Source organism: Nonomuraea sp. ATR24 (genome assembly GCF_041950485.1).
Lineage (GTDB): Bacteria > Actinomycetota > Actinomycetes > Streptosporangiales > Streptosporangiaceae > Nonomuraea > Nonomuraea ceibae.
The window spans coordinates 1-21,701 of sequence record NZ_JBGNUU010000028.1; the positions used below are offsets into that span (position 1 = coordinate 1).

General features: G+C 74.0%; 22 protein-coding genes. 12 read left to right on the plus strand and 10 right to left on the minus strand.

All coding sequences use genetic code 11. From position 1 onward, the window contains the following. Positions 1 to 26 precede the first annotated feature (26 nt). The gene (locus ACBI99_RS40625) at positions 27 to 977 is read left to right on the plus strand and encodes a hypothetical protein (RefSeq protein WP_375074887.1); all 951 of its coding nucleotides are present in this window, start codon (positions 27 to 29) and stop codon (positions 975 to 977) included. A gap of 22 nt (positions 978 to 999) precedes the next feature. Here ACBI99_RS40625 and ACBI99_RS40630 read toward each other — a convergent pair whose 3' ends face one another. Continuing rightward, entirely contained in the window at positions 1,000 to 1,560 is a 561-nt protein-coding gene (locus tag ACBI99_RS40630; protein ID WP_375074888.1) for a TetR/AcrR family transcriptional regulator, read from the minus strand. Positions 1,561 to 1,671: 111 nt separating this feature from the next. Between ACBI99_RS40630 and ACBI99_RS40635 the strand changes: the two genes are divergently transcribed. Then, positions 1,672 to 2,868, plus strand: coding sequence for a serine hydrolase domain-containing protein (locus tag ACBI99_RS40635; RefSeq protein ID WP_375074889.1), 1,197 nt, complete (start codon positions 1,672 to 1,674; stop codon positions 2,866 to 2,868). A gap of 92 nt (positions 2,869 to 2,960) precedes the next feature. Beyond that, a complete protein-coding gene (locus tag ACBI99_RS40640) occupies positions 2,961 to 3,752 on the plus strand; it encodes an SAM-dependent methyltransferase (RefSeq protein ID WP_219518678.1) in 792 nt (263 codons plus the stop codon). A 48-nt stretch (positions 3,753 to 3,800) separates the two neighbouring features. On the opposite strand, the gene ACBI99_RS40645 is transcribed toward ACBI99_RS40640, so the two are convergent. Then, entirely contained in the window at positions 3,801 to 4,163 is a 363-nt protein-coding gene (locus tag ACBI99_RS40645; protein WP_219518676.1) for a cupin domain-containing protein, read from the minus strand. 161 nt (positions 4,164 to 4,324) lie between these two features. Here ACBI99_RS40645 and ACBI99_RS40650 point away from each other — a divergent pair, with 161 nt between their 5' ends. The 3 genes from ACBI99_RS40650 to ACBI99_RS40660 all read left to right on the plus strand — a co-directional run bounded on the left by ACBI99_RS40650 (position 4,325) and on the right by ACBI99_RS40660 (position 6,407). Then, positions 4,325 to 5,404: a glycoside hydrolase family 19 protein gene (locus ACBI99_RS40650; RefSeq protein WP_219518671.1), complete on the plus strand. Its 1,080-nt coding sequence runs from the start codon at positions 4,325 to 4,327 to the stop codon at positions 5,402 to 5,404. A gap of 33 nt (positions 5,405 to 5,437) precedes the next feature. Next, complete coding sequence (locus ACBI99_RS40655) at positions 5,438 to 6,127, plus strand: rhodanese-like domain-containing protein (RefSeq protein WP_375074890.1); 690 nt, start codon at positions 5,438 to 5,440, stop codon at positions 6,125 to 6,127. A 121-nt stretch (positions 6,128 to 6,248) separates the two neighbouring features. Further along, on the plus strand, positions 6,249 to 6,407 hold the full coding sequence (locus tag ACBI99_RS40660) for a hypothetical protein (protein WP_219518667.1): 159 nt from the start codon (positions 6,249 to 6,251) through the stop codon (positions 6,405 to 6,407). A gap of 4 nt (positions 6,408 to 6,411) precedes the next feature. Here ACBI99_RS40660 and ACBI99_RS40665 read toward each other — a convergent pair whose 3' ends face one another. Further along, a complete protein-coding gene (locus tag ACBI99_RS40665) occupies positions 6,412 to 6,819 on the minus strand; it encodes a cupin domain-containing protein (protein ID WP_357588207.1) in 408 nt (135 codons plus the stop codon). Positions 6,820 to 7,016: 197 nt separating this feature from the next. Between ACBI99_RS40665 and ACBI99_RS40670 the strand changes: the two genes are divergently transcribed. Beyond that, the gene (locus ACBI99_RS40670; RefSeq protein WP_219518660.1) at positions 7,017 to 8,990 is read left to right on the plus strand and encodes a glycosyl hydrolase family 18 protein; all 1,974 of its coding nucleotides are present in this window, start codon (positions 7,017 to 7,019) and stop codon (positions 8,988 to 8,990) included. 71 nt (positions 8,991 to 9,061) lie between these two features. Here ACBI99_RS40670 and ACBI99_RS40675 read toward each other — a convergent pair whose 3' ends face one another. After that, positions 9,062 to 9,661 carry a TetR/AcrR family transcriptional regulator gene (locus ACBI99_RS40675; protein ID WP_375074891.1) on the minus strand — a complete coding sequence of 200 codons (600 nt, stop codon included), beginning with the start codon at positions 9,659 to 9,661 and terminating at the stop codon, positions 9,062 to 9,064. Positions 9,662 to 9,683: 22 nt separating this feature from the next. After that, positions 9,684 to 9,980 carry a hypothetical protein gene (locus ACBI99_RS40680; RefSeq protein ID WP_375074892.1) on the minus strand — a complete coding sequence of 99 codons (297 nt, stop codon included), beginning with the start codon at positions 9,978 to 9,980 and terminating at the stop codon, positions 9,684 to 9,686. A gap of 91 nt (positions 9,981 to 10,071) precedes the next feature. Between ACBI99_RS40680 and ACBI99_RS40685 the strand changes: the two genes are divergently transcribed. Beyond that, positions 10,072 to 10,362, plus strand: coding sequence for a hypothetical protein (locus ACBI99_RS40685; RefSeq protein ID WP_375074893.1), 291 nt, complete (start codon positions 10,072 to 10,074; stop codon positions 10,360 to 10,362). 165 nt (positions 10,363 to 10,527) lie between these two features. Further along, on the plus strand, positions 10,528 to 12,660 hold the full coding sequence (locus ACBI99_RS40690) for a SpoIIE family protein phosphatase (protein ID WP_375074894.1): 2,133 nt from the start codon (positions 10,528 to 10,530) through the stop codon (positions 12,658 to 12,660). A gap of 171 nt (positions 12,661 to 12,831) precedes the next feature. Here ACBI99_RS40690 and ACBI99_RS40695 read toward each other — a convergent pair whose 3' ends face one another. Beyond that, on the minus strand, positions 12,832 to 13,365 hold the full coding sequence (locus tag ACBI99_RS40695; RefSeq protein WP_375074895.1) for a MarR family transcriptional regulator: 534 nt from the start codon (positions 13,363 to 13,365) through the stop codon (positions 12,832 to 12,834). Between the two features lie 84 nt (positions 13,366 to 13,449). Here ACBI99_RS40695 and ACBI99_RS40700 point away from each other — a divergent pair, with 84 nt between their 5' ends. Next, entirely contained in the window at positions 13,450 to 15,663 is a 2,214-nt protein-coding gene (locus ACBI99_RS40700; protein ID WP_375074896.1) for an LLM class flavin-dependent oxidoreductase, read from the plus strand. Between the two features lie 7 nt (positions 15,664 to 15,670). Then, positions 15,671 to 16,801 (plus strand): mandelate racemase/muconate lactonizing enzyme family protein, encoded by a 1,131-nt coding sequence (locus tag ACBI99_RS40705; protein WP_375074897.1) that lies wholly within the window; start codon positions 15,671 to 15,673, stop codon positions 16,799 to 16,801. Here ACBI99_RS40705 and ACBI99_RS40710 read toward each other — a convergent pair. From ACBI99_RS40710 to ACBI99_RS40720, 3 genes are read right to left on the minus strand one after another with little or no spacing between them, the layout of a single operon-like run. Beyond that, on the minus strand, positions 16,798 to 17,967 hold the full coding sequence (locus tag ACBI99_RS40710; protein ID WP_375074898.1) for a DUF1266 domain-containing protein: 1,170 nt from the start codon (positions 17,965 to 17,967) through the stop codon (positions 16,798 to 16,800). The genes ACBI99_RS40705 and ACBI99_RS40710 overlap by 4 nt on opposite strands. Positions 17,968 to 18,011: 44 nt before the next feature. Continuing rightward, positions 18,012 to 18,686 carry a response regulator gene (locus ACBI99_RS40715; protein ID WP_375074899.1) on the minus strand — a complete coding sequence of 225 codons (675 nt, stop codon included), beginning with the start codon at positions 18,684 to 18,686 and terminating at the stop codon, positions 18,012 to 18,014. Next, positions 18,683 to 19,861: a sensor histidine kinase gene (locus ACBI99_RS40720; protein ID WP_219511559.1), complete on the minus strand. Its 1,179-nt coding sequence runs from the start codon at positions 19,859 to 19,861 to the stop codon at positions 18,683 to 18,685. Before ACBI99_RS40720 ends, ACBI99_RS40715 begins: the two co-directional genes overlap by 4 nt. Positions 19,862 to 20,072: 211 nt before the next feature. Between ACBI99_RS40720 and ACBI99_RS40725 the strand changes: the two genes are divergently transcribed. Further along, positions 20,073 to 20,420 carry a DUF6223 family protein gene (locus ACBI99_RS40725; RefSeq protein WP_219511558.1) on the plus strand — a complete coding sequence of 116 codons (348 nt, stop codon included), beginning with the start codon at positions 20,073 to 20,075 and terminating at the stop codon, positions 20,418 to 20,420. Positions 20,421 to 20,476: 56 nt separating this feature from the next. Here ACBI99_RS40725 and ACBI99_RS40730 read toward each other — a convergent pair whose 3' ends face one another. Next, complete coding sequence (locus ACBI99_RS40730) at positions 20,477 to 21,661, minus strand: cytochrome P450 (protein ID WP_357588272.1); 1,185 nt, start codon at positions 21,659 to 21,661, stop codon at positions 20,477 to 20,479. Between the last annotated feature and the right edge of the window lie 40 nt (positions 21,662 to 21,701).

Consider the following 21,701-nt stretch of genomic DNA (forward strand, 5'->3'; position numbering starts at 1 on the left):
GGGCGGGGGGGGGGGGGGGGGGGGCGGTGACCTCGGTCGCGGCGCTGGTGGCTGTCGCGCTCACGCTGCTGTACGTCGCCGCCCGGCAGGGTCCGCCGGCCGCCGGCACCCGTACGGTCGTGGTGCCGGAGCTGGGCGCGACGCTGCACGAGCACCCGGCGGACCCGTTACGGCTGACGTCGTTCCTGCGCGGGTCCACGGACCTGAGCGAGGGCCTGGCGTTCGCCGCCGGTGTGCGGCTGCCGGGCGAGGACACGTTCCTGCCGGTCACGGAGCGGATGGCGCCGATGGTGTCCCCCGGCGGGGATCGGGTGGCGTACGTGCACGAGTCGCCGGACCTGGCCGTCGAGAACGCGGGGGCGGTGCGGTTCACCGCGCGCGACCTGACGGGCGCGTTCTGGGTGGACGTGGTCGAGCCTCCGCTGGCGCTGCGCCGCCCGTCGTGGTCGCCGGACGGCTCCCGGCTGCTGGTCACCGTGTGGGACCCCCGGCTGGACGACCGCACCACGGGGTTCGCCGTCGTCGACCCGGCCCGCCGCACCGCGTCCGTGGTCAGCGCCCCGGCGCCGGGCAAGGAGGACTACGTGTGGGCCTCCGGCGACACCCTGGCCCGCGCGTCGGGGACCGGCGAGATCACCGTCCACTCCCCCGCCGGCGCCGTGCTGCGCACGCTGGGCGGGGTGCGGCAGCCGGCGGGCACGGTCCCGGTGTTCTCCGCCGACGGCAGGCTCGCCACGCTCTGCCCGGGGGCGGAGGACAGGGCGTGCGTGCTCGACGCCACCACCGGCCGCCGCCTGACGACGCTGCCGCTGCCGGCGGGCGGGGTGATCTGGTTCTGGTACGGGACGGACCACCTGGCCGTCTACTCCGCGGCCTCCTCGGCGGTGCGGGCGGTGGATCTGACCGGCGATCCGGTGCGCACGCTCGCCGAGTTCGCGACGGGGGGCGCCTGGACCGTCCACTGGGCGGCGCGCTGACCCGGAGCACCGGTGACCGCCGTCAGGCGGACGGCTCCAGGCCGAGGATCGCGCCCGCGCCGCGCAGCAGCTCGGCGCGGAGCTCCGCCACGGGCACGTCGGGGAGCTGGCTGACGGGGTCGGCGACGGCGGCGAACGCCTGGGCGGCCCGTACGCGCTCGCGCCACCCTGCGCCGGGCCCGGCGAGCAGGTCGACCGCCCGGCCGGTGAAGGCGGTCACGCGCGAGATGACCCGCGCGCTCTCGTCGGCGTAGACGGAGGCGTCGCGCAGGAGCAGCGCCATCGTCCGGCGGTGGGCGAGCATGACGTCGAGGCACCCGGCGAGCAGGTCACGGCGGACGTCGGTCCCGGCGGGGGCGGACTCGGCGGCCCGGATGGCGGCTTCGAGCTCGTCGATCGGCGGCGTGACGAGGCTGTCGAGGATCTCGCTCTTGCTGCGGAAGTGGTGGTAGAGCGAGGGCTTGGAGATGCCGACCCGTTCGGCGACGTCGCGCATGCTGGCGGCGCGGTAGGTCTGGGCGGCGAACAGGTCGCGGGCCGCCTCCAGGATGCGCTGCCTGGTGTCGCCGGGTTCGTTACGCACTGACGCCGCCTCATCGAGCCGAAGGTGTGCCGCCCAGCCTAGCCGACCTTCCGGTCGGTAGGGTATGGTCACGTCCCGACCGACCGGTAGGTAGAGAGAAGGGCGTGGACGATGACACGGACCGACGGCATGACGGCGCCGGGCTACGAGCCGCTGCGGGAGGCGTTCGAGCGCAACTTCGCCGAGCGCGGCGAGGTTGGCGCCGGGCTGACCGTCTACCGGGACGGGCGGCCGGTCGTGGACCTGTGGGGCGGCGAGGCCGGCCCGGGCACGCACCGGCCCTGGCGGCGCGACACCATCGCCCCGCTCGCCTCCACCTGCAAGGTGTTCGCCTCGGCCGCGGTGCTGCTGCTGGCCGAGCGGGGCCTGGTGGACCTGGAGGCGCCCGTGGCCCGCTACTGGCCGGAGTTCGCGGCGAACGGCAAGGCCGGCATCACCGTGCGCACCCTGCTCGGGCACCGCGCCGGCCTGCCCAGCATGCACGCGCGGCCCATCACCTGGGAGGACCTGCGCGACTGGACCCCGATCACCGACACGCTCGCCGCCGCGGCCCCCGAGTGGCCGCCCGGCACCGCGCACGGCTATCACGGGGTGAGCATCGGCCATCTCGCCGGGGAGATCGTCCGCCGGGTCTCCGGCGTGACGCTGAGCGAGTTCCTGGCCAGGGAGATCACCGGCCCGCTGGGCCTCGACTGTTACGTCCGGGTGCCCGACGCCGCGCTGCCGCGCCTGGCCACGATGGTCGTGCCCGACGCCGGCACCGTGCGCCTGGGCATGCAGGTGCCGGAGCTCGCCGGGTTCGTCGCGGCGCTCGCCGACCCCGGCAGCCTGTCCTACCGCTCCTTCTACGGCAGCGTCGCCATCGGCTGGGACGCCACCAACGACCCGCGCACGTACCAGGTGGAGAGCCCGTCGATGGACGGCGTCGCCTCGGCGCACTCGCTGGCCCGCTTCTTCGCCGGCCTGATCGGCGAGATCGACGGCGTCCGGCTGCTCGGTCCCGGGCTGGTCGACCGGGTGCGCACCCCGCAGGCCGAGGGCATGGACCGCACCCTGTGCGCGCACACCGCCTGGGGGATCGGCTTCGCCGTGCCCGGCGGCCCGTTCTGGCCCGCGCCGCCGCGCCTGACGGGCCTGTTCGGGCAGGGCGGCGCGACCGGCTCGTTCGGCTTCGCCGACCCGGACCGCCGGATCGCGTTCGGCTACGTGCCCAACCGCGGCTCCGAGCTCCTCGAAGGCGGCGACTTCCGCGTCCGCTCGCTCATCGAGGCGCTGTACGCGACGCTGGAGGACCGGGAACGCGGGTGAGCAAGGGATTCGCGCACGAAGGGGCGTACATGTGGATCTTCAACGAGTAGGCTCGTCGGACATCCTGCCCCATTCGCCCGGGAAGGCGACCGATGACCGAAGAAGCGCTCAGCCGCATCAACACCGAGGTTCCCAGCCCCGCCCGCATCTACGACCTGTGGCTGGGCGGCAAGGACAACTACGAGATCGACCGGATCGTCAGCGAGCAGATCCTCCAGGCGGTGCCCGAGCTGCCGGTGCTCGCCCGGACCAACCGGGAGTTCCTGGGCCGCGCGGTGCGCTACATGGCGGGCCAGGCCGGGGTCCGGCAGTTCCTGGACATCGGCACCGGCATCCCGACCGCGAACAACACCCACCAGGTGGCGCAGTCGGTGGACCCGGGCTGCCGCGTCGTCTACGTCGACAACGACCCGGTGGTGCTGGTGCACGCGCGGGCGCTGCTGCAGGGCGAGTCGGAGGGCGACACCTCGTTCATCGACGCCGACCTGCGCGAGCCGGAGAAGATCCTGGAGGCGGCGCGCGACCTGCTGGACTTCGACCAGCCGATCGGGCTGATGCTCCTCGGCGTGGTGGACTTCCTGCCGGACACCGGCGAGGCGCGGTCGATCATCGGGCGGCTGATGGAGCCGATGGCGCCGGGCAGCCATCTGGCCATCTCGCACGGCCTGGTCGGCAAGCAACTGGAGGAGGGCGTGCGGCACTGGAACGAGAGCGGCGGCGCCACGATGACGCTGCGCACGCTGGAGGAGGCGACGAGCTTCTTCGACGGCCTGGAGTTGCTGGAGCCGGGCGTGGTCGCGCTGCCGCAGTGGCGGCCGGACCCCGACACGCTGTACGCGGACCGCGAGGCGGTCTACTACGCGGGGGTGGGCCGCAAGTCCTGAGCCGAGATGCCGTGCCGGGGCGTCCCCGGCACGGCATGGTCCCGCCCGTCAGCCGTTCTTCGCCTTGGCGTAGTCGCTCGCGCCGCCCGCGAAGTCGTAGACCAGGACCTGCTCGTCGCCGACCACCCAGGCGTCGTGCCCCGGCGGGCAGACGAACACCTCACCGGGGCCCACTTCGGACTCCGTGCCGTCCTGCATCCGGATGTGCAGCCGCCCGCGCACGACGAACCCGTTGTGGTGGACCTCGCACAGGTCGGTGCCCGCGATCGGCTTGACCGACTCCGACCAGCGCCACCCCGGCTCGAACGTGGCCACGCCGAAGCTCAGGCCGGTCAGCTCGCACACCTCCAGGTGGCCCATCGGGAAGTCGCGCCGTTCGTCCGGCTTGTCGATGCTCTTGACTTCGATCATGACGTCCCCCCTCCGTCACTTCCAGTCTTTCACCGGGTCCGGCGGCTCACAAGACGATCGGGAATTGGGCCTTGCCGCAGGTGGATGTCAAGGCTAGTGTCAGGCCAACTCTTAGGAAACTTTCCTATAAGTTTCACCCCCCGGCAAGAGAAGGTGATCAGGTGAAACGCGTCCTCGCGTCCGCGTGCGCCGCCGCCGTCGTGGGCGGGCTGGCCTTCCTGCTCCCGCTGTCCAGCGCCTCCGCCGCGACCTGCGCCGCCGCGTGGAGCTCCGGCGCCGTCTACACCGGCGGCATGACCGCCTCCCACAACGGCCGCAACTGGTCGGCCCGATGGTGGACGCAGAACGAGACCCCCGGCAGCTCCCAGGTGTGGGCCGACCAGGGAGCCTGCGACGGCGGCGGCACCACCCCGCCGGGCTCGTGCGACCACCCGAACTGGGTGGCGGGCACCTTCTACGCGGCCGGCTCGATCGTGCGCTACACCGACGGCCGCTACTACCGCGCCGAGCACGACAACCCGGGCTACGACCCGGTCGTCTCCACCTGGTACTGGGAGCCGTACACCTGCGGAGGGAGCACGCCCACGCCGACGTCCACGCCCACCGACCCGCCGGACCCGTCCGGGTTCGTCGTCAGCCAGGCGCAGTTCAACCAGATGTTCCCGAACCGGAACTCGTTCTACACCTACAGCGGCCTGACCGCCGCGCTGAGCGCGTACCCGGGCTTCGCCAAGACCGGCAGCGAGACCGTGCGCAAGCAGGAGGCGGCGGCCTTCCTCGCCAACGTCAGCCACGAGACCGGCGGCCTGGTCCACATCGTCGAGCAGAACACCGCGAACTACCCGCACTACTGCGACTCGAGCCAGCCCTACGGCTGTCCGGCCGGGCAGGCGGCCTACTACGGGCGCGGCCCGATCCAGCTGAGCTGGAACTTCAACTACAAGGCCGCCGGTGACGCGCTCGGCATCGACCTGCTGCGCAACCCGTGGCTGGTGCAGAACGACGCGGCCGTGGCGTGGAAGACCGCGCTGTGGTACTGGAACACGCAGAACGGCCCCGGCACCATGACCCCGCACAACGCGATGGTCAACGGCCACGGCTTCGGCGAGACGATCCGCAGCATCAACGGCGCCCTGGAGTGCGGCGGCCGCAACCCGGCCCAGGTCCAGAGCCGCGTCAACAACTACCAGCGCTTCACGCAGATCCTCGGCACCACGACGGGAGGCAATCTGACCTGCTGAGCATGTTCGCCGCCTGGCGGGTACGGCTTCCTCATGGTGACAACAGCCGACCGTGAGGACGTCCGGGACCTGCTCGCGCGGCAGGCTCAGCTCGTGGAGGTGCTGCCCGGCCGCGAGTACGCCTGGGCGCACCTCCCGGGCGCGGTCAACGTGCCGCTCAAGGGCTTCGACGAGGCGGCGGCCGGCGCGCTGGACCCGGGGCGGCCGGTCGTCGTCTACTGCCACGACTGGCTGTGCGACCTGAGCCCGCGCGCCGCCCGCCGCCTGGACCGCCTCGGCTTCGGCGACGTGCGCGACTACGTGGCGGGCAAGATGGACTGGCTGTCTGCCGCGCTGCCGTACGAGGGCGAGGCCCGGCTGGTCGTGCGGCAGGTGCGCCCCGACCCGGTGGTCGCCGGGCTGGACGAGCCGCTGGACGAGCTCGGCGACCGGGTGCTCGGCGATCCGGCCGGGCTGGCCGTGGTGGTCGGCGGCGACGGCGTCGTGCAGGGCGTCGTGGGCTCGGACGAGCTGGCCGCGGGCGGCTCGCGGGGCACGGCCGAGCAGGCGATGAACACGGGCGTCACCACGGTGCGGCCGAGCGAGCCGCTGGAGCCGCTGGTCGAGCGGATGGAGCGGGCCGGGGTCCAGCACGTGGTGGTGACCCGGGCGGACGGCACGCTGGTCGGCCTGTTCGGGCTCGGTGACACCCGGCCGCCGGAGAACGAGTCGGACCAGGGGTGAGTCATGGGGACGCTGGAGGCGCTGCTCGACCGCTACGGTCAGACCTACGCCGAGGAGGCCGGCATCAAGATGGCCGACCGGCCGATGCTGGCCGCAGGTCGCGCCGCACCTCGACGGCCGGGTGCTGGAGGGCGCCCGCGCGGTCGGCCTGCCGCACCGCGAGGGCCCGCTCGCCGACCTGGCGGGCTCCGGCCCGGAGCTGGCCCGGCTGTCGGCGGCCCTGGTGCGGGTCTCGCGCAGCAAGCAGTCGGCCGCCGAGGTGAAGGCCGCCGGACGCTGACCGGTCAGACCACCCAGGCCGGGACGAGCTTGCCCGCGTCGGGCAGCGCGCAGTGCGGGTCGACCGGGGCGGTCGTGCCGTAGGCGCGCATCCCGGCGGGGGCGACGACGATGGCGGCCAGCCCGCCGGACGCGGCGGCGGTGATGCGGCGCGGCACGTCGGCGGGGATCACGACCGTGTCGCCGGGGCCGGCGGTCAGGGTGTCGCCGTCCACCTCGACGGTCGCGCCGCCGTCGAGCACGGTCCACACCTGTTCGGCGTCGATGGCGTGGACCGGTCCCGCCTGCCCTCCGGTCATGTCGACCCGCCACACCACCTGGGACGAGCCGCCCTGGGTCGGCGAGGCGAGGGTGGTCATGACGGCGTTGGGGGTCTCGGTGCGGCGGCTTTCGGCGCTGCGGACGACGGGCATGGCGGGCTCCTCAGATAGGAAACGTGGTTGTCTAAATAGTGAACCATGTTGTCCATCTCTGTCAACGCGGCGCTATTGACGCCTCCGTAAAACACGGGTTACCGTCACCTGTACAACTAAAAGGAAACTTTCCTAACAGTTGGCGCGTACTCCCATCCCACCCCCCAGAGTTCACCCAACTCGGATGTCGGAGCATCATGAGACACAGCGTTCAGAGCAAGGTCCTGGCCGGCGTCGCGGCGTTACTCATGCCGCTCACCGCGGTGGTCGCCGCCCCCACGGGGGCGTACGGCGCGACGGCGCCGTCGGCGTCCGTCGCCGCGCTCGCCGCCTGGGCGCCGAACACGGCGTACACGGCCGGCACGGTCGTCACCTACAACGGCGTCTCCTACAAGTGCCGTCAGAGCCACACCTCCCTGCCCGGCTGGGAGCCGCCGAACGTCCCCGCCCTGTGGGAGGTCACGACCGGCGGCCCGGGTGAGGACACCGAGGCGCCCAGCGTGCCCGGCAACCTCCGCTCGACCGGCGTCACCTCCAGCAGCGTCTCGCTCGCCTGGAACGCCTCCACCGACAACGTCGCCGTCACTGGCTACGAGGTCTACCGCGGCACCACCCTGGTCAGCACCGTCACCGGCACCACCTTCACCGACACCGGGCTGACGGCCGACACCGCCTACAGCTACACGGTGCGGGCCCGTGACGCCGCCGGCAACCGCTCCGCCGCGACCGCCGCGGTCAGCGCGCGCACCAGCCAGGGCGGGGGCGACGACACCCAGGCGCCCAGCGTGCCCGGCAACCTCCGCTCGACCGGCGTCACCTCCAGCAGCGTCTCGCTCGCCTGGAACGCCTCCACCGACAACGTCGCCGTCACCGGCTACGAGGTCTACCGCGGCACCACCCTGGTCGACACCGTCACCGGCACCACCTTCACCGACACCGGCCTGAGCGCCAACACGTCCTACAGCTACACCGTCCGCGCCCGCGACGCCGCCGGCAACCGCTCCGCGGCCAGCTCCTCGGTCAGCGCGCGCACCAGCGAGGGCGGCGGCACCGGCGGGGACAAGGTGCTCGGCTACTTCGTCCAGTGGGGCGTCTACCAGCGCGGCTACCACGTCAAGAACATCGACACCAGCGGCTCGGCCTCGAAGCTGACCCACATCAACTACGCCTTCGGCAACGTGCAGAACGGCCAGTGCACCATCGGTGACAGCTACGCCGACTACGACCGCTTCTACCAGGCGGGCGAGAGCGTCGACGGCGTCGCCGACACGTGGGACGCCGGCGCGCTGCGCGGCAACTTCAACCAGCTGCGCAAGCTCAAGAAGAAGTACCCGAACCTCAAGGTGCTGTTCTCCTTCGGCGGCTGGACCTGGTCCGGCGGCTTCGCCCAGGCCGCGCAGAACCCGACCGCGTTCGCCGAGTCCTGCTACCGCCTGGTGGAGGACCCGCGCTGGGCCGACGTCTTCGACGGCATCGACATCGACTGGGAGTACCCGAACGCCTGTGGCCTCACCTGTGACACCAGCGGGCCGGCCGCGTTCAAGAACCTGATGCAGGCGCTGCGCAGCCGCTTCGGCAGCAACAACCTGGTCACCGCCGCCATCACCGCCGACGGCACCGACGGCGGCAAGATCGACGCGGCCGACTACGGCGGCGCCGCGCAGTACGTCGACTGGTACAACGTCATGACGTACGACTTCTTCGGCGCCTGGGCGGCGCAGGGCCCGACGGCCCCGCACTCGCCGCTCAACTCCTACTCGGGCATCCCGATCGCCGGGTTCCACTCGGACCAGGCGATCCAGAAGCTCAGGAGCAAGAACATCCCGGCGAGCAAGCTGCTGCTCGGCATCGGCTTCTACGGCCGCGGCTGGACCGGCGTCACCCAGTCCACGCCGGGCGGCACGGCGACCGGCCCCGCGCCGGGCACCTACGAGCAGGGCATCGAGGACTACAAGATCCTCAAGACCCGCTGCCCCTCCACCGGGACCGTCGCGGGCACCGCGTACGCGTACTGCGGCAACCAGTGGTGGAGCTACGACACGCCGGCCACGATCGGCAGCAAGATGGGCTACTCGAAGAACCAGGGCCTCGGCGGCGCCTTCTTCTGGGAGCTCAGCGGCGACACCACCAACGGTGAGCTGATCACCGCGATGAAGAACGGCCTGAACTGACGCAGGCGCCCTGGGCGGGACGTGAGGTCGCGCCCAGGGCAGCACATCAGGAGCGCCCGCTCCTGCCGCGCCTACGGCGTGGCGGGAGCGGGTGTTCGCGTTGCGAGGCCGCGCACGGTCAGCTCGACGAGCTGGCGCAGCCGGGTGCGCAGGACCTCCGGGGGCGCCTCCTGCTGGGCGATGCCGGTCAGGGAGGCGACCAGGACGGCGGCGGCGTCGCGCGCCGGGATGGCGTGGCCCAGCAGGTCGAGCTCGCCGGAGGCCGCTTCCAGCGCCGCCGCGACCGCCTCGGTGTAGCCGTCCTCCAGGGCGAGCACCACGTCGCCCGCCACCTCGCGCGCCTCGGCCAGCAGCTCGGCGCGCAGCCGCGCCTCGACGCCGCCGGCGACGAGGTCGAGCTTGACGGCGAGCATCCCGTAGAGCCGGTCGGCGACGGAGCCGTCGCCGCGCCACGCGGCCCGCGCGGCGGTCACGAGGCCGTCGGCGAGCTTCCCGCCGACGGCGCGGAAGAGCTCCTCCTTGCCGCCGAAGTACTGGTAGACGGCGGGGCGGGACATGCGCGCCGCGCGCGCGATCAGGTCCATGGACGTGCGCCGGTAGCCGTGACGGACGAAGACGCCCAGGGCGGCGGCGACGATGTGGTCCTGCTTGGCCGCGGCCCCGTCTGACATGCTGACATTCTATGACGGCCCGTCAGGCCCGGGCCGGGGGCCGCCTGCCGAAGGCGCCGATCGTCGCGTGGAACACGCCGATGGCCAGCGCCCCGAGCGCCGCCGCCGCGAACGCCGCGACCGGCCGCTCCCCCACGTCCGCGCCCCAGGCCAGCAGGGCGGCGATGACGTACGACGCCCAGCCCGCCAGCAGGTTGGGCAGCGGCCCTGAGCCGAAGGCCGAGGGGAATTGCTCCTTGGTGATGCCCTTGACGAAGTGCGGGGTCGCGTTGGCGGCGAACAGGCCCGCGAAGAAGCTCATGACGACGGTCGGCAGCATGCGTCCTCCTGGACGGTCTCGGGTGCTGACATCTTAGACGCTTTTTGTCAGGTTGTCTGCCGCGTCGCGCGGCGACGGCTACGATCACGGCATGCCGATCGACTTCGAGGAGGCCAGGGTCGTCCCGGGCAGCGCTCCCGGCACGTACGTCCTGGTCGTCAGCGGGAACAAGCCGTACACGAACATGGAGGTGCGGCTGGCGCCGCTCGTCTACATCACCCAGCCGGACTACTGGGTCATCGAGGTCGAGGGCACGCTGCCGGGCATCGGGCTGCCCGCGCTGGCGCCGTACACGGTGTCGCTGCCGCTCGACGCGGTCCTCGGCACGGCGGGGATCGAGGTGGCCGGCGCCCGCCGGAGGCAGAGGTTCGACGTGCCGTAGAACACCGTGCGCGCCGGGGTCGCTACCGTGGGTGATTTCGGATGGGCGTATTCTGCATTTATGGCGACTTTCGGCCCGGGGAGCAGGACGGGCTAGCGCGTGGGAGGCAGGTCCGCTTCCATCACGGGTTCCAGGCGGGGCGCGCCGGGACTCGATGACCTGCTGGTGCGCGCCGTCAGCGAGACCGGCGCGCACATCGGCGCGCTCTACCTGCTCGACCAGGACGGCCTGGTCCTGAGCATGAACACGGCGATGGGCTTCCCCGCCGCCGTCGCCAAGGCGTGGGCCCGCATCCGGATGTCGATGCGGATGCCGATGACCGTGTCGCTGCGCGAACGGCGGCCGGTGTGGACGGCCGACCGCGAGGACCTGGCCCGCCAGTTCCCGGGGGTCGCGCTGGCGATGCCGTACAACTTCGCCGTCGTGACGGCCCCGATCCTGTGCGGCGAGGCGGCGCGCGGCGCGCTGCTGCTGCTCCTGCCCGCCACCCGCGACACCGGGCCGGGCCAGCACGTGCTCGACGTCATGGAACGCGCCTGCAAGGACATGGGCGAGCTGCTGGCGCAGGCCGACCGGCTCGGCCGGCCGGTCCGGCCCAGGCCGCGGCCCCGCATCCTGGCCCCGTTCCGCTCCCAGCAGGACGACCCCGCCGTGAGCGCCGAGGCGGCGATGGCCGCGCTGGAATGCCTCAACGGCCTGCCCGAGGGCTACTGCGCGCTGGACGTGGACGGCAGGGTGACGTTCCTCAGCGCGCCGGCTTCCGGGCTCCTCGACACCACCGCCGCCGAGATGGTCGGCAAGCGGCCGTGGGAGGTGCTGCCGTGGCTGGCCGACCCGCCGCACGAGGACAGCTACCGGGCGGCCGTCCTCGGCCACCAGATCACCTTCTTCACCGCCCAGCGGCCCGACGGGCAGTGGCTGGCGTTCCAGCTCTTCCCGACGCCGTCCGGGCTCAGCGTCCGCATCACGCCGAGCACGATGGCCCGCGACCCCGCCCACGTGATGCCCGACCCGGTGGTCAGCCGGCAGATCAGCGGGGCCGCCCTGTACGACATGCTGCAACTCGCCTCGTCGCTCAGCCAGGCCGCCACCGTCCAGGACGTGATCGACCTGGTGGCCGACCAGATCATCCCCGTCTTCGACGTCAAGGGGCTGGCCATCCTCACCGCCGAGGGCGGGCGGCTGCGGGTCGCCGCCACCCGCGGCTACAGCCCGGAAGGCGTCGCCGAGATGCGCAGACGCGCGCCGTGCGCCCCGCACGCCCCCGAACTGCCCCTCATCACCGGCGAACCCGCGTTCTTCGCCAACGAGCGCGAACTGCTCGACGTCTACCCCGACGCGGGCCGCTACGACGGCATGGCCGCCTGGGCGCTGCTGCCGCTGCACAGCTCCGGCGGGCCGATCGGCACCCTCGTGCTCGCCTACGGGAGCCCGCACCGCTTCACCCAGGACGAGCGGACCACGCTCACCTCGCTCGCCGGGCTGATGGCGCAGGCGCTGGAACGGGCCCGGCTCTACGACGCCAAGCACCGCCTGGCCCAGACCCTCCAGGCCAGCCTGCTGCCACGCGCCCTCCCGGTGATCCCCGGGCTGGAGGTGGCGGCCCGCTACCTGCCCGCGACCCAGGGCATCGACATCGGCGGCGACTTCTACGACCTCATCCACCTCGACGACGGCCAGGCCGCCGCCGTCATCGGCGACGTCCAGGGACACGACACGAACGCCGCCGCGCTCATGGGGCAGGTCCGCACGGCCATCCATGCGCACGCGACCTCGGGCGCGAGCGCGGGCGAGGTGCTGAGCCACACCAACCGGCTGCTCATCGACCTGTCGCCGAACCGGTTCACGAGCTGCCTCTACATCAGCCTCGACCTGCGCGACGGCTCCGCGTGCGTGGCGAGCGCCGGCCACCTGCCCGCGCTGCTGCGCCGGCCCGGGCGGCCCACGGAGATCGTCGAGTCGACGCCGGGGCTGCTGCTCGGCATCGACCCGGCGGCCGAGTACCCGACGTCGCAGCTCGACCTGCCGCCCGGCAGCGTGCTGGCCCTCTACACCGACGGCCTCATCGAGGCACCGGGCGTGGACCTCGGCGACGCCATCGACGGGCTGGCGCGGCGGCTGACCCGGCACGGCGGCCTGCCGCTGGCGCGGCTGGCGGACCGGCTCGTCGACCCGGCCGAGGGCGTCGGCTACCGCGCCGACGACGTCGCCGTGCTCCTCCTCTCCCCGGTCAACCCCTCCCCGACGGACGCTGCCCCGGACGGTCCCGGGCATGACGACCCCCCGCCGGAGGGTTAGGGCCCGGTCGGTCCCGCACGAGGCGACCCCGCACCGGACGATCCCAGGGCGGACGGTTCCGAGGTGGGGGGCGCGGGGGTGGTGGGGTCGCGGGGCGGAGGGTCGCGCGCCGAACGGTCCCGGGCGGACGGTCCGGGGCGGACGGTCCCGGGCGGACGGTCCGGGCAGGGCTCAGGCGTCGGTCCGGGCCGGGCCGTAGAGTTCGGCGCGGGCGGCGCGGCAGTCGGGGTCGCGGTCGGCGGCGCGGTCGAGGCCGGCCTTGAGGAGGGCGGCGGTCTCGGCGAGCTGGGCGAGGCGGCCCGGGCCTAGGGTGTCGACGACCAGGGCGCGCACGGACTCCTCCCGGACCCGCCGGGCGCGGGCGGCGGCCTCGCGGCCGGCGGCGGTGAGCGTGATGTCCCAGCCCCGCGCGTCCTCGGTGCAGGCGACGCGCTCCAGCAGGCCGCGCGCGCTCATCCTGGCCACCTGGTGGGACAGCCGGCTCTTCTCCCACTGCAGGGTGAAGCGCAGCTCCAGGGCCCGCAGCCGGCCGCCGGGCGCGTCGAGGAGCACGTCGAGCACCTGGTGGTCGGCCTCGGACAGCCCGGTGGCGCGGGTCAGCTCGCGGGCGAGGTGGGCGGCGAGCTGCGCGTGGACCGCCGTGTGCGCACGCCACGCGGCCAGGCTTTCAGCGGCGGCGGGGTCGGCGTCCCGGCTCTCGGTCATGCCGCCAGCCTACGCCACGAAAGGTTGACATGTCATCCAAAGTGATTATGGTTGACACGTCTACCAATCGGTCTGGAGGACCACATGCCCGACTACGGCCACGATCTGCGGTTCGGGTCGTTCATCACCCCGCGCAACGACCGGCCCGAGGCGGCCGTCGACCTGGCCCGGCTGAGCGAGGAGGCCGGGCTCGACCTGGTCACGTTCCAGGACCACCCCTACCAGCCGGCCTTCCTGGACACCTGGACGCTGCTGAGCTGGGCGGCCGCCAGGACCGAGCGGGTACACCTGTCGGGCAACGTGCTCAACCTGCCGCTGCGGCCCCCGGCGGTGCTGGCCCGCTCGGTGGCGAGCCTCGACCTGCTGTCCGGCGGGCGGATCGAGCTGGGGCTGGGCGCGGGCGGGTTCTGGGACGCGATCGGCGCGATGGGCGGCCGCCGCCTGACGCCCGGCCAGGCGGTCGACGCGCTGAGCGAGGCCATCGACGTGATCCGCGGCATCTGGGACGCGGGCGAGCGGCGGCTGCTGCGGCTGGAGGGCACTTACTACGCGCTCGACGGCGCCAAGCGCGGCCCGGCCCCGGCGCACGACGTGCCGATCTGGCTGGGCGCGTACAAGCCGCGCATGCTCCGGCTGGTCGGCGCCAAGGCCGACGGGTGGCTGCCGAGCCTGGGCTACATCCAGCCGGAGGAGATCGCCGGCGCCAACAAGATCATCGATGAGGCGGCGGAGGAGGCGGGCCGCGACCCGCGTGCCATCCGCCGCCTGCTCAACGTGATGGGCGGCGAGGCGCCCGGCACGTGGGTGGAGCGGCTGCTGCCGCTCGCCCTGGAGGACGGGGTCAGCACGTTCATCCTCGGCTCGGACGACCCGCGGGCGATCCGGGCGTTCGCCGAGGAGGTGGCGCCGGCGCTGCGCGAGGCCGTGGCGGCCGAGCGCGGCGGCGGCGCGGGCGGCGGCGGCTCCCGCCGGGGCGGGCGGGCCGTCGAGCTGCGCAGGCCCGGGATCGACTACGACGCGGTGCCCGCCTCGCTGGCCGGCTCGGCGGTGGAGCCGGGCGACCCCGCCTACGCGGGCGTGCGCTCGTCCTACGTGTGGGCCGGCTCGCCCGGCCTGGTGCTGCGGCCCGCGACGGCCGGCCAGGTGAGCGAGGCGCTCACGTACGCGATCGGCCAGGACGTGCCGCTCGCGGTGCGCAGCGGCGGCCACGGCATCAGCGGGCGCTCCACCAACGACGGCGGGATCGTCGTCGACGTGGGCGCGCTGGACGGCGTCGAGGTGCTCGACCGGGGGCGGCGGCTGGTGCGGGTGGGCGCGGGCGCCCGCTGGGGCGACGTGGCGCGGGCGCTGGCGCCGCACGGGCTGGCGATCAGCTCGGGCGACTACGGCGACGTGGGCGTCGGCGGGCTCGCCACCACGGGCGGCCAGGGCTTCCTGGCGCGCTCGTACGGGCTGACGATCGACCACGTGGTGGGCGCCGAGGTGGTGCTGGCCGACGGCCGGATCGTGCGCGCAGGCCCGGACGAGCACCCGGACCTGCTGTGGGCGTTGCGCGGCGCGGGCGGCAACATGGGCGTCGTCACCTCCTTCGACATCGAGGCCGCCGAGCTGGGCGACGTGGTCCTCGGCGTGTTCGTGCACGACGCGGCGGACCTGGCGGGCTTCCTGGAGCGGTGGGGCCGCCTGGTGGAGGACAGCCCGCGCGAGCTGACGCCGTTCCTGACGGTCTTCCCCGGCGGGGGCGCCGGGTCGGTGATGGCGCAGACGCTGGCGGTGTGGGCCGGCGACGACGCCGACGCGGCGGTCGGCGCGCTGGAGCCGTTCCTGGGGGCGGGGCCGGTGCTGCAGCAGCAGGCGCAGCTCGTCCCGTACGCGGCACTGGTCGCGCCGCACCACAACCGGCACACCGGCCAGGCGGCCCTGCGCAGCCGCTCGGCGCTGGCCGACCACCTGGACGCCGGGCTCGCGGGGCGGCTGGCGGCGCTGTTCGCGACCGGCGACGCCCACATGCTGCAGGTGCGCTCGGTCGGCGGCGCGGTCAACGACACCCCGGCCGGCGCGACCGCGTACGCGCACCGCACGCAGAACTTCTCGGTGAGCGCCGTCATGGGCGCGGGCGACGCCTGGGAGGGCGTCGGCGCGCAGGCCGTCTACCTGAGCTTCGAGACGCGCACCGGTGAGGAGGTGCTGGCCAGGGCGTTCCCGCCGGAGACGCTGGAGCGGCTGCGGCGGATCAAGGCGGTGTACGACCCGCGCAACGCGTTCCGGCACAACTTCCCGATCACCCCCCGGGCATGATGTCCCCATGACGAACCCCCTGGACAAGATCGCCGCCATTCGCCTGTCTTCTGTCCTTCTGCCGCTGAGCACCCCGGTCAGCGACGCCAAGGTGCTCACCGGGCGGCAGCGGCCGATGACCGAGGTCGCGTTCCTGTTCGCGGAGATCACCACCGAGGGCGGGCACGAGGGCCTGGGGTTCTGCTACTCCAAGCGGGCCGGCGGCCCCGGCCAGTACGCGCACGCCCGCGAGCTGGCCCCCGAGCTGCTGGGCGAGGACGCCAACGACATCGCGCGGCTGTGGGAGAAGCTGGCCTGGGCGGGGGCGTCGGTGGGCCGGGGCGGGCTGGCGGTGCAGGCGATCGCCGCGTTCGACATCGCGCTGTGGGACCTGAAGGCCAGGCGGGCGGGCCTGCCGCTGGCCAAGCTGCTGGGCGCGCACCGCGACTCGGTGCGCTGCTACAACACCTCGGGCGGGTTCCTGCACGCGCCGATCGAGCAGGTGCTGGAGAACGCCTCGGCGGCGCTGGAGCGCGGCATCGGCGGCGTCAAGATCAAGGTGGGCCAGCCCGACACGCGCGCCGACCTGGCCAGGGTCCGGGCGGTGCGTGTCCACCTGGGCGACGACGTGCCGCTCATGGTGGACGCCAACCAGCAGTGGGACCGCCCGGCGGCGGCGCGGATGGGCCGCGCGCTGGAGGAGTACGGCCTGGTGTGGATCGAGGAGCCGCTCGACGCCCACGACCACGCCGGTCACGCCGCCCTCGCCGCCGCGCTCGACACGCCGATCGCCACTGGCGAGATGCTGACCAGCGTCGCCGAGCACGCCGAGCTGATCCGGGCGGGCGGCGCGGACATCCTGCAGCCGGACGCGCCCCGGGTGGGCGGCATCACCCCGTTCCTGCGGCTGGCGGCGCTGGCCGAGCACCACCGGCTGCAGCTCGCCCCGCACTTCGCCATGGAGATCCATCTGCACCTGGCCGCCGCGTACGGCCTGGAGCCGTGGGTGGAGCACTTCGAGTGGCTGGAGCCGCTGTTCGAGGAGCGGCTGGAGATCCGCGACGGCCGCATGCTGGTGCCCGACCGGCCCGGCCTCGGCCTGACGCTGAGCGACCGGGCCGCCGGGTGGACGGTCGACAGCCGGACGTTCGGCGTCTAGGCGAACGGGATGTTGCGCCAGGGGCTGCCCGGGTCGGTGGTCAGGACGCGGTGGGCGTGGAGCATGTCGGCGTACCAGGCGCCGAACTCCTCCCCGTCGAAGTGGAGGCAGCGGCCCAGGATGTAGGCGGCGGAGAACTCCTCCCAGGACCGGTACGTGATCCGGCTGAGCCGTCCGGCGCGCACGACCGCCCGCTCGGCCTCGGCCAGGTCGCAGAAGCGGGCGCCGAGCCCCCAGCGGGCCATCTTCGAGGCGCGCCCGTAGTCCCACGCCTCGACCGTGCGGACGAACCCGCCCTCGGGGAGCAGGCCGTCCGCGCGGAAGCGCGCCTCGTAGCGGGTGATGCGCCCGATGAGCCGTTGCGCCCCGGACACCTGGGCCGCCTGGGCCGCCGGCTCGGCGTGCTCGCGCAGGTAGCGGTCGGTCACCTGGCGCCAGTGGTCCACCTCGACCGCGCCGCCGTAGTCGAGGGCGAGCGCGCTGCGGACGCGCAGCACGAGCTGCCAGAAAGAGCTGCTCATCCGGCCTTCGAGCAGGTCCTCCTGGGCGCTCAGCCATTCCTCGCGGCTGGTGATGCCCCACCACTCCTTCAGGCGTTTGCGCTCGCGGACGTAGCCGGTGCCGTGCCAGCCCATCGCGTTCCACAGCGAGGCGTTGGCGACGCAGAGCAGCGCCCCGCAGGCCAGGCCGTGGGCGACCGGGCCGTGCAGCGGGCCGCCGGCGCGCAGCGTGCGCAGCTCGCCCCGGGGCGGGTAGGCCACCCGGGCGGTGTGCTGGAGCCAGGTCCGCCGGTGGGCGGCGGTCGCGGGGAAGTACGCCTCGCAGGGGGTGCCGGGGTCGATCGCCAGCCACTCGTCGTCACGCGGCCAGTTGCGGGCGAGCTCGCCCAGGTCGTCGCGGAAGAAGACCGGGTCGGCCACGGGCGCGGGCAGCACCCCCTCGGTGAGGAACACCAGGTACTTGGTGCCGCCCACGCGCGCGGGCGCGTAGGTGACCCAGCCGGGCCGCGCGTCGGCGCGGGCGCGCGGCATCGCGTGGTAGAGGTGCGCGCCGGCCAGCACGTCGAAGTACGCGGCCCAGTCGCCGCGCGTCTTGGCCTCGTACAGGCGTTGCTCGACGTCGGTGGGCGCCTGCCAGGGCGCGCCCGCCGGGCCCTGACCCGTCATGAGATCAGGGCTCTCCCCCTCCCGTGTCCCCATGGCGCAGTACGTTACAACTGCCCGGTGGATCCCGTGCCCGGGGTCACCAGGCCGGACTCGTAGGCGAGGACGACGAGCTGGGCGCGGTCGCGGGCGCGGAGCTTGGTCATGGCCCGGTTGACGTGCGTCTTGGCGGTCATCGGGCTGATCACCATGTGCTGGGCGATCTGGTCGTTGGACAGGCCGCGGGCGACCAGGGCCACGGCCTCGCGCTCGCGGTTGGTCAGCTCCTCCAGCCCGGCGCCGGTGCCGGGCGGCGCCTGGGTGACGTAGCGGTCGATGAGCTTGCGGGTGATCGACGGCGCGAGCAGCGCCTCGCCGCGGGCCGCGACGCGGACGGCGTGCAGCAGGTCCTCGGGCACGATGTCCTTGACGAGGAACCCGGCCGCCCCGGCGCGCAGCGCGTCGAAGACGTACTCGTCGAAGCCGTAGTTGGTCAGGATGACGACGTGCACCCCGGCCAGCGCCGGGTCGGCGGCGATCCGCCGGGTCGCCTCGACGCCGTCGGCGACGGGCATCTGGATGTCGACGAGCGCGACGTCGGGCAGGTGCTCGCGGGCCAGCGCCACGCCCACCAGGCCGTCACCGGCCTCGGCCACGACCTCGATGTCGTCCTCCAGATCGAGCAGCGCGCGGAACCCGCTGCGGATGAGCGGCTGGTCGTCGACCAGCAGGACGCGGATCACGACGCCCGGTCCGCGGGGATCAGGGGGAGCACGGCCTGCACGGCGAAGCCGCCCTCGCCGCGCGGCTCGGCGCGCAGCCGGCCGCCCAGGGCGGTGACGCGCTCGCGCATCCCGAGCAGCCCGACGCCGGGCACCGGGGCGGCGCCGGGCCTGGCCTGGCCGTCGTCCTCGACGCGGACGTCGACGGCGTCGGGGCCGCAGTCGATGCGGACGGACGCGCTGCCGGCGGCGGCGTGCCTGGCGACGTTGGTGAGCGACTCCTGCACGATCCGGTAGACGGTGCGGCTCACCGCGGCGGGCACGTCCTGCCGCCGCCCCTCGATGGTCAGCGTGGCGTCGAGACCGATGGTGCGGGCGCGTTCGACCAGGTCGGGGACGTGGTCGAGGCCGCGTGGCGGGGCCGTGTCGTCGTCGCGCAGCGCCTCCAGGGTGGCGCGCAGCTCGCGGCTCGCCTCCCGTCCGGCCTCCTGGATCGCCAGCAGCGCCTCGGGCACCCGCTCGCCGCGTTTGCGGGCGACGTGCACGGCGACCTCGGCCTGCACCTTGATGATCGAGATCTGGTGGGTGAGTGAGTCGTGCAGCTCGCGGGCGATGTGCAGCCGCTCCTCGTCGGCGCGGCGGCGCGCGGTCTCCTCGCGGGTGCGCTCGGCCTCCTCCGCCCGCCGCTCGGCCTGCCGCAGCGCCTCACCGGCCGCCCCGGCGGCGACCAGCCAGGCCAGCTCCAGCGCGCCCCTGGCCTGCGCGAACGCCTCGCCCGTGTCGTGCAGGCCGGACGCCAGGGCCGCCAGGGGCATCGCCGCCAGCACGAGCACGCTCACGCCGACGGTGACGGCGCGGCGCCCCGCCCGCACGGCGGCGTAGACGGCGAACAGGTACGCGACGGCGGGCACGTCGAACCCGGCCGCCTGGTAGCCGGCCGCGCACGCCCCGGTGACGGCCAGCACGGCGACCGGGACGCGGCGGCGCACGGCCAGCGCGAGCCCGCCGGTCGCCAGCAGCGCGTAGCCGGCCACGGCGGGGCCGGTGCCGGCAGGCTGTCCGGACAGGCCCGTGACCAGCAGCGCCGCCGCAACACAGACGGCGATCACCCAGTCCCCGACCGTGATCCCGGCCGTGCCCGTGGCCCTGGTTCTGGCCCTGACCCAGGCCGTGACCCTGGCCCATGCTGCGCTCATGGGCGCACCCTAGCCGGACGGGGGCGCGGGCGACTCCTGCGCGCGGACGAGCGGGCGGCTACCACGAGCGCGGTAGATCCGCGGCTCCTGCCGGAGGCGCGGCAGGCGGCTGCGTCGCCGGCGGCAGCGTGAAGTGCCGACGCCGGGCGGACGACCGGCGGACGGGCCCGGCGACATGATCGGGTGACGTCCATTCACCGAAGGAGCAGTCATGCCACTCCTCGACGCCGCCCACCTGGTCGCGGCCGCCCAGCCCGACCCCGTCACCGCGTACACGCTGAGCGCGGGCCGGATCGGCTCCCTCGTGGCCGCGCTCGCGGGGCTGGCGGGCGCCGCGCTCGGCGGGCGCGCCCTGGCCCGCCGCACCGGCCGGGGCGCGCGGGCCGGTGTGGTGCTGGGCCTGGCCGGGACGGCGGTCGCCGTGGTCGTCGTGGTCACCTCCGACGGCGGCATCGGCACCGGCAACGGGCTCGGCGGCGCGTTCGTGGCCCTGCTGATCGGGCTGGCCGCCACCGGGCTCGCCGGGCTGGCGACCGCGCGCTCGCGCCGTCCGTCCTGACCCGCCGTCCGGGAACCCCGCCGTCCTGGTGACGCCGTCCCTGTGACGCGTCCCGGCTACCAGGCCACCTCCAGCGACGTCAGCCCGTACACGATGTGGAAGGAGCGGAACTGCGGCTCGCGGTCGGTCACCCGCAGGTCGGGGAAGCGCCGCAGCAGGGCCGGGAAGGCGATGCGCATCTCCATCCGGGCCAGCGGCGCGCCGAGGCAGTGGTGCACGCCGTGGCCGAACGCGACGTGGCCGGGCTCGCCCCGGGTGATGTCGAGCAGGTGGGCGTCGGGCAGCAGCGCCGGGTCGCGGTTGGCGGCCGGGAGCGCGCAGGCCACGATCTCGCCGGGGCCGATCGTGTGGCCGCCCAGCTCCACCTCGGTGGTGGTGATCTTGAACGTGCCTGAGTGCACGATGCTGAGCCAGCGCAGCAGCTCCTCCACGGCGGCGTCGATCCGCTCCGGCTCCTTGCGCAGCAGCTCCAGCTGCTCGGGGTGGCGCAGCAGGGCGAGCGTGCCGAGGGAGAGCATGTTGGAGGTGGTCTCGTGCCCGGCCAGCAGGAGCAGGCTGCCGATGCCGATCAGCTCGGGGTCGGTGAGGTCGTCGCCGTGCTCGCGCACCAGCATGCCGAGCAGTTCCTCGCCCGGCTCGGCCCGGTTGCGGGCGACGAGCTCGGCCATGTAGGCGCGCGACTCGAGCTGCAGGGCGACGCGCTCGGGGACGGGGATGGACATGTCGAGCATGCGGCCGGTGCGGTGCTGGAAGCCCTCGCGGTCGTCGTACGGGACGCCGAGCAGCTCGCAGATCACCAGGGACGGGATCGGCAGCGCGAACGCGGGCACCAGGTCGGCGGGCGAGCCGGCGCGCTCCATCGCGTCGAGGTGGTCCTCGACGATGCGGGTGATGCGCGGTTCCAGGCGGCGCATCCGGCGCAGCGTGAACTCGCCGGTCAGCATGCGGCGCAGCCGCGTGTGCTCGGGCGGGTCGGTGGCCAGCAGGTTGCCGGCGCGGGTCTCGGCCAGTTGCTCGGCGGTCAGTTTGGGCGCGCCGGGCAGCTCGGTGATCCCGCGGCGGGCGATGGCGAACCGTTCGGCGTCGCCGAGGACGGCGCGCACGTCGGCGTGGCGGGTGACGAGCCAGGCTTCGGCGCCGAACGGGGTCCGGACGCGGGCCACCCCCTGCTCGTCGCGGAAGGCGCCCAGCTCGGGGGCGGGATCCAGCTCTGTGCGCCGCATGTAGAGCGGCAGCTCCATCGAGGACACGTCCCCCACTCTGAAGCATCGGGCGGGCTGC